Below are 13,036 nucleotides of genomic sequence, written 5' to 3'. Positions count from 1 at the left end.
TCCGTTTACATCTCCAGAAAATTCTTCAGTAGCTGGGCACCCGCCGCACCAGAGCGTTCCGGGTGGAACTGAACACCGTAGAAGTTATCCTTCTGTACTGCTGCGGTGAAGGCATCGCCATAATGCGATTGGGCAATAGTATTGGCGCAAATCGGCATCGCGTAACTGTGTACAAAATAAAAGTACGAGCCATCTGGAATATCGCGGAACAGGCGGTGGCCAGCTTGCGATGTCACCTGATTCCAGCCCATATGTGGCAAAGGCAGACCACGATCTGCCATCTGCACCACGGGGGTATCGATAATGCCTAGCGTATCGATGCCGCCGGTTTCGTCACTGCGGCTGCCCAGTAACTGCATGCCAAGGCAGATGCCTAATACGGGTTGGGTACAGGCTTTAATCAGGGTAATCAATTGGCGTTCAGCCAGTTGGTCCATTGCCGCTTGCGCGGTACCCACCCCTGGCAGAAACAACTTATCGGCCCGTAATACCACTTCCGGCTCACGGCTGACCTGCGGCTCATACCCCAGGCGCTTAACCGCATACATCACGGATGACAGGTTGGCGCAGCCGGTATCCAGGATCACCACGTTCATCACAGCACTCCTTTGGAGCTGGGCAGGGTATCACCCTCCACCCGAATAGCCTGGCGTAGCGCACGGCCAAAGACTTTGAACAGGCTTTCGACGCGGTGGTGATCGTTACGACCTTTGGTTTTCAGATGCAGAGTGCAGCCCATCGCGTAAGAGAGCGAGCGGAAGAAGTGTTCGACCATTTCGGTACTCAGGTCGCCGACGCGTTGGTAGTTAAACTCTGCTTTGTACTCCAGATGCGGACGGCCAGAGATATCAAGCGCACAGCGTGCCAGGCATTCATCCATCGGTAACACAAACCCGAAACGACCAATACCGCGCTTGTCACCCAGCGCCTTGTTCAGTGCTTCGCCTAATGCCAACCCGGTATCTTCCACGGTATGGTGATCGTCGATATACAGGTCGCCTTTTACATCAATATTCAGGCGAAAACCGCCGTGGGTGGCAATTTGATCCAGCATGTGGTCGAAGAAGCCGACACCGGTATGGATCTTGCTGCCGCCTTCGCGATCCAGCCACACGTTGACATCAATAGCGGTTTCACGGGTGACCCGGTTCACGTGGGCGTGACGGTCACGTTTGGTTAACTGGGCGGTGATCGCCTGCCAGTTGAGGCCATCGCGTTGATAGCGCAGGCCAGTGATGCCCATGTTGTGCGCCAGTTGAACATCGGTTTCACGGTCGCCAATCACAAAGCTGTTGGCGCTATCCATTACGTTGTCTTTCAAAAACGCATCAACCAGCGCGGTTTTCGGTTTCCGGCAGTCACAGTTGTCGCCAGGGAAATGTGGGCAAATCAACACCCGCTCGAAGCGAATACCTTGTGAGGTGAAAATTTGCATCATCAGGTTGTGCGGCGGATCGAAATCTTCCTGCGGGAAGCTGCTGGTACCCAGGCCATCCTGATTGGTGATCATCACCAATTTGAAACCGGCTTTTTGCAAGGTGAGCAGTGACGGAATAACATCCGGTTCTAAAGCCAGCTTATCCAGCCGATCAACCTGATAATCCTCGGGCGGCTCGGCAATCAGCGTGCCGTCACGGTCGATGAAAAGATACTTTAATCCCACGGTGCTTCCTCAAATTATGCTGTTTTGCCCGACAATGCCTGCAACGCGCTGATTACGCGCTCGCATTCGTAGCGGGTGCCGATAGAAATACGCAGACAACCCGCCAGACCCGGCTGTTTGTTCTGGTCACGTAAAATAATGCCCTGATCCCATAAGGATTTGAAGACGGCGGGTGAATCGGTGAAACGCACCAGCAGATAGTTGCTTTCACTGGCGTATACCGTTTCCACGTTTGGCAGCGTTTTCAACGAATCGCTTAGCCAGCGGCGATTCTCACTGAGTTCGGCCACGTTGCGTCGCATGGTTGCGATGCCGTCTTCACTCAGCGCCTGTGCGGCGATATCCGCAACCGGTAACGCCAGCGGGTAGGGGGCGATCACTTTCAACAGGAGTTGGATAACCTCGGCACTGGCGAGAGTAAAACCGCAGCGCAGACCAGCCAACGCGAAAGCCTTGGACAGGGTACGCAACACCACCTGATGAGGATAGTGGGCCAGCCAGCCAGCTGTTGTCGCTTGCGGGCAAAATTCGATATAGGCTTCGTCGATAGCGACGATAGCACGGCCACGCGCCAGTTCCAGCAACTGACGTAAATCGTCCGGGTTGACAAGATTGCCGGTCGGATTGTTAGGCGAACAGACGTAAATCACCTTGACGTTATCCAATGCGCCTTCAATAGCGGCTAAATCCAGTTGCCAGTCGGTGGTTGTTGGCACGATACGACGTTCCACCCCCAGCGTTTCTGCGCTGACAGCGTACATGCCGTAGGTCGGCGGACAGAACAATACCGCGTCTTTGCCCGGTTCGCAGAACGCACGGATTAACAGCTCAATAGCCTCATCAGCCCCACGGCTAACCAGCACTTGCTCCGGTGCAACACCGGCGTATGCCGCATAACGTTCAATGACTTGTGCCGGCTGACATTCCGGATAACGGTTGAGCGTCTGCAAGGTCAGTTGATAGTTCGGCGCTTGTGGATATTCATTGGCATTGAGCCACACGTCGCCTTTTCCCCCCAGGCGGCGAGCGGACTGATATGGGGTCAGGCGGCGGACGTTATCGCGAGCCAGATTCTCAATACTCATGCTTGCTCCTTGAGGGCGTTGACGCGCAGGGTAACGGCATTCTTGTGGGCGGTCAGTTGCTCGGCCTGCGCCATGATCTCAATGGTTGAGGCCAGTCCCAGTAAACCTTGCGGCGACAGCTGTTGTACCGTCATTCGCTTTTGAAAGTCCGCCAGCCCCAGACTGGAGTAAGTGGCGGTGTAACCGTAGGTCGGCAATACATGATTGGTACCGGAGGCATAATCACCGGCGGACTCTGGTGACCAGTCACCTAAAAACACCGACCCGGCGCTGGTGATGCGATCGACCAGCGTTTCGGCGTTACGCGTTTGAATAATCAGGTGTTCCGGGCCGTACTGATTGCTGATGTCGATGCACTGCTCCAGATCGCGTGCGATAATCACCCGGCTGCTGGCCAGCGCCTGACGGGCAATATCAGCACGGGAGAGCGTTGCTAACTGGCGTTCTACTGCATCGATCACCGCTTGTGCCATAGCGGCATCAGGCGTCAATAGAATCACTTGCGAATCGGGGCCATGCTCGGCTTGCGACAGCAAGTCGGAGGCAACGAAATCCGGCGTGGCACCGCTATCGGCAATCACCAACACTTCAGACGGACCTGCCGGCATATCAATGGCCGCGCCATCGAGCAACTGGCTAACCTGGCGTTTGGCTTCGGTGACATACGCGTTGCCTGGGCCAAAAATTTTATCGACCTTCGGTACACTATCGGTGCCGAACGCCATTGCGGCGATCGCTTGTGCACCACCGAGCTGGAACACTTCCTGCACGCCGCACAGTTTTACCGCATACAAAATCTCATCGGCAATTGGTGGCGGAGAGCACAGAATCACACGCTGGCACCCGGCGATGCGAGCTGGGGTTGCCAGCATCAGCACCGTGGAGAGCAGCGGGGCAGACCCACCCGGAATATACAACCCGACGCTGGCAATAGGCCGGGTTACTTGTTGGCAACGTACGCCGGGTTGGGTTTCTACGTTGATTGGCGGAAGTTTTTGTGCGTTGTGAAAGGTTTCAATGTTGCGCACGGCGGTTGCCATCGCCTGTTTGATATCATCGCCCAGGCGTGCAACGGCAGCATCAATCGCCTCGGCGGATACGCGCAGGCTGTCGACCTGAACTTTGTCGAAACGGGCACTGCAGTCGCGCAGTGCCGTGTCGCCATCTTTACGCACGGCAGCCAGAATCTCGCCCACAATCGTGCTGATACGGTCAGAGGCAGAGATTGCCGGGCGAGTCAGTAACCGGCGTTGTTCCTCTTGCGTACAGGCTTGCCAGTCAATCAAGGTATCGAAGCGGTTGTTCATGGCATTACTCCATCATCTTCTCAATCGGCAATACCAGAATAGAGCTGGCACCCAGCACTTTCAGTTTTTCCATGGTTTCCCAGAACAGCGTTTCGCTGCTGACCATGTGCATGGCGACACGGTTCTGGTCACCTGCCAGTGGCAGAATGGTGGGGCGCTCGGCACCCGGCAGCAGTGCGATCACTTCATCCAGACGTTCGCTGGGCGCGTGCAGCATGATGTATTTGGATTCACGTGCCTGAATAACGCCTTGCATGCGGGTTAACAGTTTGTCGATCAACTGCTGTTTCTCTGCAGGCATCTCCCCATCGCGCTGAATCAGACAGGCCTTGGAGCGATAAATCACTTCCACTTCACGCAGACCGTTGGCTTCGAGCGTTGCACCCGTGGACACCAGGTCACAGATAGCGTCAGCCAGACCTGCGCGCGGCGCGACTTCTACCGAACCATTCAGCAGACAGGATTTGAAGTTAACACCTTGTTTATCCAGGTATTTCTTGAGCAAGTGCGGATAAGAGGTGGCGATACGCTTGTTCTGCAGACATTGTGGACCGGTGTATTCCTCATCAAGCGGCATCGCCAGTGACAGGCGGCAACCACCGAAATCCAGACGGCGCAGGGTGAAATAGCGCGGGTCTTCCCCTTGAGCACGGCGATTGAGCAACTCTTCTTCCAGCACGTTTTCGCCGATAATCCCCAGGTCAACCACGCCATCCATCACCAGACCGGGAATGTCGTCGTCGCGTACACGCAAAATATCGATAGGCATGTTTTCGGCAAAGGCGATCAGGCGTTGCTGATGCAGGTTGATTTTGATACCGCAGCGAGCCAGTAATTCTCGGGAGTCATCGCTCAGGCGGCCTGATTTCTGCATCGCAATACGCAAACGTGTTTTATCCAGCATGTGAACCTCAATTTATCCTGTCTGTGATGCCTGTTAAGCAGGCTTTTTTAAAAAATTCCGGCCAAAAAAAAGCCCCCGGAATCGATCTTCCGGGGGCTTTTTACGCGTTCACCGCCACTGGAAGATCTGAATGTCTTCCAGCACCTATCGCCTGAAAGACTAGTCAGGGTGATGGTGATGATGGTGGTTGAAATTAACGCGTAACATAAATTCGTCTCTATTTTTGTAAACGTAGAGTGGTGTTGTCTGTTGGTTAACCTAAACCATGTTGATGTGATAGCGCAACATTTTTTTACCTGCAGCGTATAAATCACATTGCCGCCAGATGGGCAATAAGGGTACATAATGAAAAACGCAGAGTATTCATCCGAAGAACAACGCCGGGAAGTCAGGAGAACGACGATGAAAAAGATAGCGATAATCGGGCTTGGCTGGCTGGGTATGCCGTTGGCGCTGGCGCTACAGAGCCGGGGATATCGGGTGGTCGGGAGCAAAAGCACCGATGATGGTGTAACAGCGGCGCGTCTGTCCGGTGTGGAGTGTTATCGCCTGTGCCTGACGCCCGATCTGGTGTGTGAGCCGGACGAGCTGGACGCACTGTTGAATGTGGACGCACTGATCATTACCTTGCCGCCGGGCCGGGTTGAACGTGCGGGCGGCGCGTATTTACAGGCGGTGCAGCAGGTAGTCGATAGCGCTCTGGCTCATGGCGTACCACGCATTATGTATACCAGCTCTATTTCTGTTTACGGCGCAGTTAGCGGTAGGGTGAGAGAAAGCGGTCCATTACAGCCAGAAACCGGAACCGGTAAGGTGCTACAGGAACTGGAGCAATGGCTGCATGCGTTGCCACACACCGAGGTGGACATTTTACGACTGGCTGGATTGGTGGGGAATAATCGCCATCCTGGGCGGTTTCTTGCCGGTCGGCATGATCTGCCGGATGGCAGTCACGGAGTCAATCTGGTCCATCTGGACGATGTCATTGGGGCAATCATGCTGCTGTTGCAGCGCCCGCATGGTGGGCATCTCTATAACCTGTGTGCACCGGGACATCCCGCGAAGCAGGACTTCTACCCGGAACAGGCGCGTCGCATGGGGCTGGAGCCACCGAAATTTTTATCAGGCGATCCGCTGAAAGCGAGACTGGTCGACGGACAACGAATTTGCAGTGAACTGGGGTTTGAATATCAATATCCAGACCCGATGACGATGGTGTTTTGATTTAAGTTGGGTTGCCGTTTCCATGGCAATGGTTAGCGGTTGCCAAACGGTATAAGCGCCTATCGTAAACAAGCGACCCGCCAGCGGCGGGCCGTTTGTGTTCATTAGCGTAAATAGCGCCCGCACGTGGGGCGCTTAAAAAGAAGTCCAGTCATCCTGATGATTTTTAGCGGCAGGTTTTGCTGAGGCTTTAGCAGTAGCGGGTAGCGCCTGTAACGGACGGCGTGGATTATTCAGCGCAGGTGCAGGGCGTGATGACGGTGCTGCGGCGTTGGATAACCGGAAGGTGGCCATCAGTTTTTCCAGCAACATGGCTTGCTCTTCCAGCGCATTGGCCGCGGAAGACGACTGCGAAACCAGTGCGGCGTTTTGCTGCGTCGTGCTATCCAGCTCAGTAATGGCGCGGGAGATTTGTTCAATCCCCCGGCTTTGCTCCTCCGACGCGGAAGAGATTTCACCCATAATATCGTTAACACGAGATACCGATTTAACGATGCTATCCATGGTTTGTCCTGCTTCGGCGACCAGCGTACTGCCCGCGTTTGTGCGCTCTACGGACTCGGTAATCAGGGCGGCGATATCTTTTGCTGCCTGAGAGCTGCGCTGAGAAAGGCTACGCACCTCGCCAGCCACGACGGCAAAGCCACGGCCTTGTTCACCAGCACGGGCGGCTTCCACCGCTGCGTTTAATGCCAGAATATTGGTCTGGAACGCAATGCTGTTGATGACGGCGGTAATATCGGCAATTTTGCGTGAACTGGCAGCGATATCATCCATCGTTTTCACTACGTTTTGCACCACTTCGCCGCCTTTATGCGCATTTTGGGAGGCATCCGACGCAATCTGGCTGGCATGGCGGGCGTTTTCCGTATTGTTCTTCACCGTTGATGTCAATTCTTCCATGCTGGCGGCGGTTTGCACCACCGCAGCAGATTGCTGCTCAGTTCGGGAGGCAAGATCACTGTTGCCAGCGGCGATATCCGCGGCTGAATGGGTCACATGTGCCACACTGTCGCGCACATCGGAAATCATGTGGCGCAGACGATCATTCATGGCTGCCATCGCAGCGGTTAACTTGCCCAGTTCGTCGTGACGGTCCACCTCGATGGTGGCTGTCAGGTCACCACTGGCGATACGTTCTGCCAGTGTCAGGTTATGCAGAACCGGGCGGGTAATTTGGCGAGTGATATAAACGGCGATCAAAATTCCGATGATGACGGCTATTACGCCAATCAGTAATGTCGCGCTGGCCGAACCATACGCCAACGCATCATTCTGGTTTTTCACGACAGTAATCAGGGATTTGATCACCGCGCTGCTTTTATCCCCACCGGTTTTCACCGCATTTTCCGCTTTTTTCAAATCCCCCCAGGCGCGGGCATAGTCTTGATTCAGCGTGGCGTATTGCGAGGTGTATTTCCAGAGTGATTCAGCCAGTTTCTGTGTGTCGCCGGTTAATGTTGGCTGCAAGTCTTGATACGTTTTTTGTACTTCTGCATAGCGGCTGGCAAAGGCTTTAGCCGCATCATCGGTACCAGCAAGCTGCAATTCGTAAGAGAGGTTTTTCAGTGATTCGGTGGCGTATGCCAGTTCCTCAACACGCTGGTATAACGCGTTATCCAGTTGCTGGTTTCGCAGGCCGTCACGGAAACTTTTAACCGCATTTTGTGTATTCATCGCACCAATTTGTTTTCTCAGTGCGACAACCTGTTGTGTGGAGGTCGACATATCGGCGACTGACTTTTGGAAATCTACCATGATCTTATCCAGATCATTGATATAAGCCAGTTCGTCGGTGCGCCACGACAGCGTGTGGGCGCTTTGGGTCAGTTCGGCCGCATGTTTAACGAAGCCTGTTAACACGGTCTGTGTGCTGTCATCCGGTGTATAGAAATATTTGAGGCGGTTAATTTTGGCCTGAAAAACTTCAATGTTGATGTTGTAAATCAGGTTAGTTTTTTCGTAGATATCCCGAATGTCACGAAAACGCATGGCGCTGAGCGTTGAAGCAATCGCTACCAGCAATAACACTACGCCGAATCCCAGGTAGAGTTTGTGAGAGATTTTTGTATTTTTTATTGCGCTACTGAACCCCATTGCCATGCTCCTTAAAAGAATTACCTGAGTATTGTTATTGATTGGGTGCGGTGAAGGTTAGTGGTTTATCAGAGTCTGCGATTTGCAGCACCGGGTAGTGTGTTATCGGCAGTTGTAGTACAGATGTTTAGTTGTACTTGTACCGTGTGAACGTTTTTGTGACATCAGGCTATTCATCCGGTGAATTGCCCAAAAAAAGCCAGGCAGTTGACTAAATCAAACGGATTTAATACCGAGTGATTGGCGGGGAGGATACAGCACGCCAGTGCGTAATAACATTGGAGGGGAGCGCCTGTCGGCCCTGAGCATGATCTTCATTTTCAAGGCATATTGGCCAACGGCGACAACAGTAATGCCATACCCGCGAAAGGCGTGTTCAGGCGCGGGTATGGCATAAGAAAATCACAAGCCTCAATCGAGGTGCTTTTTACGATAGAGACGCCGCGGGTGCCCAATCTTGCCATAACGCATTTCTACATCCAGAAACTGGTTTTCCAGCCCATATTCCAGATAGCGTCGGGCTGTCGTTTTGCTGAGACCAGTTTTTTCTACGACCTCATCGACGGAGAACAAAGTTTCCGGCTGATCCTGAAAGATCTGTTTGACCAGATTGAGGGTGTTCTCTTCAATGCCTTTGCTGCCAGGCCCATTAGGTACGGTCGATGCCTGTAACTGATAGAGGACGTCCACATTCTGCTGATCGACGACTTTGTAAGTATGCTGCGTTTTGACAAACTGGATGAATCGCTCAAGCGACGAGCGTAGTCGTGGGTAGGACACCGGTTTGATAATGTAATCAAAAGCGCCGCAGCGGATAGCCTGTGCGCAGGTGTTCATATCGCTGGCGGCGGTAATAAAAATCACTGAGCAGTTGCTGCTGCGCATCAGTTCACTTTCAATAAGCTGGACGCCTTCACCGTCTGGCAGATAATTATCCAGCAACATCAGCCGGGGTTTGTATTGCTGCAGCATACGCCGGGCTTCGTTCAGGGTTGACGCCGTACCTACCACTCGCAGCGCGAAATTCTTTTCGATAAATTCCGCGTGGATATTTGCCAGCTTTCTCTCGTCTTCAACGATCAGTACATCGAAATTTTCAATCGTTCGTTCAGGTGGCATGGTGCTCGCAATCGGCATGGTACTTGTTTTCCCCGGTTATTGGTTATTGATTATTTTTGGAATGAAGATAGAAAAAATAGCGCCGTGAGGCGAATTGTCAGAAACTTCGATCACACCTTGTGCCTGACTAACATAGCTGGCAACCAAATGCAGACCCAGACCGTGATCGCCTTCTTTTTTACTGGTGACACCCATCTCAAATACCCGATCTGCAATTGTGGGGTCAATCCCTGTCCCTTGATCAGCCACTTCAATGACTAATTCCTGTTCACCGTCGTAGATATACACTTCGACAGGATAGTAACTCGAGGTACAGGCCAGTGTCGCTTCCACCGCATTATCAATTAAATTCCCAATAATTGACATCAGCTCTGTTTCATTGAGTGATGCAGGGATACTGTTAAGCTGGCAACGAGGGTCAAAACGCAATTCAATACCTTTCTCGCGTGCGCTGGCGAATTTACCCAGTAACAGCCCGCAAAGTGCCGGCGAACAGAAACGACTGGAGATAAAATCCAGCACCACCTGCGCTCCTTCAGACTGGGCTTCAATGTACCGCACGGCTTCATCATAACGGCGCAAATGCAACAATCCGGCCAGCGTAGCCGTCCAATTCAATTGTTCATGGCGCAGAATACGCAGGCTGTTGGCATAACGTTTGACCTGACTGAGTTGCATGCTTAGGGTGTGAATGTCGTTTTTGTCACGAAAACTGATTACCCAGCCTTGCAGTTCATCTTCCAGCATAATGCGCACGCGGCTGGCGATAACCGTGGTCTGATTGAAGCGGCAAATCTCATCATGGGTATCGGTTATCCAAATATCTTCATTAGAGAAAAATGGCACAGGGGTAATGATGTCATCGATCGGTTTGCCGCGTAATTGATACGAAGGCATCGTCAGGTCCAGCAAATCTTTGGCGGCATGGTTGATCACCGCAATATTGCGTTGCTTGTCGATGGCGATCACACCTTCATAAATAGACTCCAGCAATGCCTTTTGTTGCCTGACCAACAGCCGGATCTCCAGCGGCTCCAGCCCGAACATCTGCTTTTTCAGGTTGCGGGAGAACCACCAGGAAAAGAAAAACAACGCAACCAGCATCGCGACGATAGGCAGCCCGATATGCGCTACTTTGCTGAATGTCAGGTTATCGATGCGCTTTTTCAAATACCCGACCGACACGATGCCGATAACTTGATCTCCATCCATGATCGGCGCTTTGCTACGCAGTGAAATACCAATCGCACCGCGTCGCAGCGTGATAGAGCTTTGTCCTTCCAGCACTTCTTTATTGTCGCCGCCTATCATTTCTGTGCCGAGCAGTGACGGTTCTTCAGAATGATATAAGTGGGTTGCGTTACGATCGCCGATAACGATAAAGCTGGCGTCGCTGCGTGCTTTGATTTGATCGACCAGATTGTCGATGGTGGCGGTATCTTTATATTTCACCGCCTCGATGAGCGAAGGAATAATCGCGATTTCTCGTGCCTGAATCTGCGCCCGGCTGCCTAACTCGTCATAGAGTTGGCGATCGACGGCCCGATAGTAGTAAAGCCCTGCGGTGATCAACAACAGAGAAAAAAAGATCATCAGGTAGATGAACAGCTTGAGATGGAACGAGAGCCTGACTGTCATAATGTGCTAATCACCGAGAAAACGCGCAAACGAAGATGGCTAATTTATCATGAAAGGCGTAAAAGAAAGGGACTAAAAAATAGTCTTGTGAAGCGTTTCGCGCAGATTGTGAAAATGGTATTTTTGTTTCAGTTGTTTTAAATAATACGTAAATTGCTTGTCACTGAGACTGGACATTTTAATTACTTTTTCACAACATATTATTTCTTTATCGAAATAAGGGCCATTTGAACCATACAAACCATAAAAACCACGCCAAAACTCCCCGTAATCTAAAAATATAATTCATTGATTTTTTAATGAAAAAATAATTAAAACCATAAAAACCATAAGTACCATTAAAACTCATTTTTTAATTTGATGGTTATCACATAATAACGTGTGTTGACCTCTTAAGATGCACGGGAAAATAACAAGGGGAGAAGGTTATGAGTACCACTGATGATTCTTATATCGTTGTAAAAGATGAAGCCTCTGGGAAGGTTTCATTAAAAGAAAAATGGTGGCACATACTGGATAACTATAAAATTGGTGTTATTCCGGTGCCACTGTTTATCCTGGCTGGGCTATTAATTGCGTTGGATTGTTTGGAAGGCAAGTTGCCCAGTGACATCGTGGTGATGGTTGCCACGTTGGCGTTTTTCGGTTTCGCCTGTGGTGAGTTCGGTAAACGCTTGCCGCTCATCGGCAAGATGGGGGCAGCGGCGATTTGTGCCACGTTTATTCCGTCTGCACTGGTTTACTACGGCTTGTTGCCGCATGTGGTTGTGGATGCCACCACTAAGTTCTACAAATCCACCAACATTCTGTACCTCTATATCTGCTGCATCATTGTCGGCAGCATTATGAGTATGAACCGCCAGACGCTGATTCAGGGCTTCCTGCGCATTTTCTTCCCCATGTTGTGTGGTGAAATTGTAGGCATGGTGGTTGGTATGGGCGTGGGCATGATGTTGGGCTTGGATCCGTTCCAGATCTTCTTCTTCCTGGTACTGCCGATTATGGCTGGTGGTGTGGGTGAAGGGGCGATTCCTCTGTCTATCGGTTATGCCACCTTGCTACACATGGAGCAAGGCGTCGCGTTGGGTCGTATTCTGCCAATCGTTATGCTGGGTAGCCTGACTGCCATCATCCTGGCTGGTGTGCTGAACCAACTGGGCAAACGTTACCCGCACCTGACCGGTGAAGGTGAACTGATGCCGAATAAAGGTATCGAGGGTGAAAAAGCGCCGGTCTCTTTGACGAGTACACTGAGTGGAAAAATGGACCCGGCCAACCTGGCTGCTGGTGCGTTGCTGGCCATCCTGCTCTACATGATCGGTATGTTGGGGCATAAGCTGATTGGTCTGCCGGCTCCGGTAGGCATGTTGTTTGCCGCCGTAATCGTGAAGCTGATTAATGGTGCGTCTCCGCGTCTGCTCGAAGGTTCTCAGGTTGTTTACAAATTCTTCCAGACTTCTGTGACCTATCCGATTCTGTTTGCTGTTGGCGTGGCGATCACCCCATGGGAAGAGCTGGTGCACGCTTTCACAATAACCAACCTGCTGGTGATTGTGTCCACGGTTGTGGCACTGGTTACCACTGGTTTCTTTGTTGGCAAGAAAATCGGTATGCACCCGATTGACGTTGCCATCATCTCCTGCTGCCAGAGCGGGCAGGGCGGTACCGGCGACGTGGCGATTCTCACCGCTGGTAACCGTATGGTGCTGATGCCGTTCGCTCAGATTGCTACCCGTATCGGCGGTGCAATCAACGTCTCCGTGGCCTTGCTGGTACTCGGCAAGTTCCTGGTGTGACGGTTGTATGACAAAAAAACAAATAACGCCGCGATAGCTCGCGGCCTTATTTAAACGGGAAAGATTATGAAACTTGCAAGTTATCGCCATCAGGGCAAAAACAGTTACGGGATCCACACACCGGCAGGGCTTATCGATTTGGGCAGCCGTCTCGGTGACCGCTACGCCGACCTGAAAGCCCTGCTGGCCGGGCAGGCGCTGCA

At 52.0% G+C, this 13,036-nt stretch carries 11 protein-coding genes, 1 pseudogene and 1 other annotated feature; of the genes and pseudogenes, 3 read left to right on the top strand and 9 right to left on the bottom strand.

The genetic code is table 11. From position 1 onward, the window contains the following. Positions 1–5 precede the first annotated feature (5 nt). The 6 genes from hisH to hisL all read right to left on the bottom strand — a co-directional run bounded on the left by hisH (position 6) and on the right by hisL (position 5,166). Entirely contained in the window at positions 6–596 is a 591-nt protein-coding gene (gene hisH / locus FAZ14_RS13745; RefSeq protein WP_153508706.1) for an imidazole glycerol phosphate synthase subunit HisH, read from the bottom strand. After that, complete coding sequence (gene hisB, locus FAZ14_RS13740) at positions 596–1,663, bottom strand: bifunctional histidinol-phosphatase/imidazoleglycerol-phosphate dehydratase HisB (protein WP_038926416.1); 1,068 nt, start codon at positions 1,661–1,663, stop codon at positions 596–598. The genes hisH and hisB overlap by 1 nt, the downstream gene beginning before the upstream one ends. A 14-nt stretch (positions 1,664–1,677) precedes the next feature. Next, positions 1,678–2,748 (bottom strand): histidinol-phosphate transaminase, encoded by a 1,071-nt coding sequence (hisC, locus tag FAZ14_RS13735; protein ID WP_038926415.1) that lies wholly within the window; start codon positions 2,746–2,748, stop codon positions 1,678–1,680. Beyond that, positions 2,745–4,055 (bottom strand): histidinol dehydrogenase, encoded by a 1,311-nt coding sequence (gene hisD, locus FAZ14_RS13730; RefSeq protein WP_153508705.1) that lies wholly within the window; start codon positions 4,053–4,055, stop codon positions 2,745–2,747. Before hisD ends, hisC begins: the two co-directional genes overlap by 4 nt. A gap of 4 nt (positions 4,056–4,059) precedes the next feature. Then, positions 4,060–4,959 (bottom strand): ATP phosphoribosyltransferase, encoded by a 900-nt coding sequence (hisG, locus tag FAZ14_RS13725; RefSeq protein ID WP_016943830.1) that lies wholly within the window; start codon positions 4,957–4,959, stop codon positions 4,060–4,062. A 63-nt stretch (positions 4,960–5,022) separates the two neighbouring features. Then, positions 5,023–5,143 (bottom strand) — a sequence feature (His leader region). Beyond that, the gene (gene hisL, locus FAZ14_RS13720; protein WP_107768459.1) at positions 5,119–5,166 is read right to left on the bottom strand and encodes a his operon leader peptide; all 48 of its coding nucleotides are present in this window, start codon (positions 5,164–5,166) and stop codon (positions 5,119–5,121) included. Its footprint overlaps the feature before it by 25 nt. A 195-nt stretch (positions 5,167–5,361) precedes the next feature. Here hisL and FAZ14_RS13715 point away from each other — a divergent pair, with 195 nt between their 5' ends. Next, positions 5,362–6,183, top strand: a complete 822-nt coding sequence (locus FAZ14_RS13715; RefSeq protein ID WP_016943829.1) for an SDR family oxidoreductase — start codon at positions 5,362–5,364, stop codon at positions 6,181–6,183. Between the two features lie 135 nt (positions 6,184–6,318). On the opposite strand, the gene FAZ14_RS13710 is transcribed toward FAZ14_RS13715, so the two are convergent. The 3 genes from FAZ14_RS13710 to FAZ14_RS13700 all read right to left on the bottom strand — a co-directional run bounded on the left by FAZ14_RS13710 (position 6,319) and on the right by FAZ14_RS13700 (position 11,037). After that, positions 6,319–8,280 carry a methyl-accepting chemotaxis protein gene (locus tag FAZ14_RS13710; protein ID WP_153508704.1) on the bottom strand — a complete coding sequence of 654 codons (1,962 nt, stop codon included), beginning with the start codon at positions 8,278–8,280 and terminating at the stop codon, positions 6,319–6,321. A 411-nt stretch (positions 8,281–8,691) separates the two neighbouring features. Then, positions 8,692–9,417, bottom strand: a complete 726-nt coding sequence (locus FAZ14_RS13705; protein ID WP_016943827.1) for a response regulator — start codon at positions 9,415–9,417, stop codon at positions 8,692–8,694. 18 nt (positions 9,418–9,435) lie between these two features. After that, positions 9,436–11,037 carry an ATP-binding protein gene (locus tag FAZ14_RS13700; protein WP_016943826.1) on the bottom strand — a complete coding sequence of 534 codons (1,602 nt, stop codon included), beginning with the start codon at positions 11,035–11,037 and terminating at the stop codon, positions 9,436–9,438. A 428-nt stretch (positions 11,038–11,465) separates the two neighbouring features. Between FAZ14_RS13700 and FAZ14_RS13695 the strand changes: the two genes are divergently transcribed. Together FAZ14_RS13695 and FAZ14_RS20320 are read left to right on the top strand one after the other, a co-directional pair. Beyond that, entirely contained in the window at positions 11,466–12,833 is a 1,368-nt protein-coding gene (locus FAZ14_RS13695) for a 2-hydroxycarboxylate transporter family protein (protein WP_016943825.1), read from the top strand. 66 nt (positions 12,834–12,899) lie between these two features. Then, positions 12,900–13,036, top strand: a pseudogene (locus FAZ14_RS20320) (fumarylacetoacetate hydrolase family protein); the annotation flags it as partial.

It is taken from the genome of Dickeya oryzae (assembly GCF_009372235.1).
In the GTDB taxonomy this organism is placed as follows: Bacteria; Pseudomonadota; Gammaproteobacteria; order Enterobacterales; family Enterobacteriaceae; genus Dickeya; species Dickeya oryzae.
The sequence above is the reverse complement of the archived record's forward strand: the minus strand, read 5'-3'. Positions and strand labels throughout refer to the sequence as shown.

Coding starts and splice junctions, on each gene's coding strand:
- hisH (WP_153508706.1), bottom strand. CDS start 596: ATGAACGTGGTGATCCTGGATACCGGCTGCGCCAACCTGTCATCCGTG.
- hisC (WP_038926415.1), bottom strand. CDS start 2,748: ATGAGTATTGAGAATCTGGCTCGCGATAACGTCCGCCGCCTGACCCCA.
- hisD (WP_153508705.1), bottom strand. CDS start 4,055: ATGAACAACCGCTTCGATACCTTGATTGACTGGCAAGCCTGTACGCAA.
- hisG (WP_016943830.1), bottom strand. CDS start 4,959: ATGCTGGATAAAACACGTTTGCGTATTGCGATGCAGAAATCAGGCCGC.
- FAZ14_RS13715 (WP_016943829.1), top strand. CDS start 5,362: ATGAAAAAGATAGCGATAATCGGGCTTGGCTGGCTGGGTATGCCGTTG.
- FAZ14_RS13710 (WP_153508704.1), bottom strand. CDS start 8,280: ATGGGGTTCAGTAGCGCAATAAAAAATACAAAAATCTCTCACAAACTC.
- FAZ14_RS13705 (WP_016943827.1), bottom strand. CDS start 9,417: ATGCCGATTGCGAGCACCATGCCACCTGAACGAACGATTGAAAATTTC.
- FAZ14_RS13700 (WP_016943826.1), bottom strand. CDS start 11,037: ATGACAGTCAGGCTCTCGTTCCATCTCAAGCTGTTCATCTACCTGATG.
- FAZ14_RS13695 (WP_016943825.1), top strand. CDS start 11,466: ATGAGTACCACTGATGATTCTTATATCGTTGTAAAAGATGAAGCCTCT.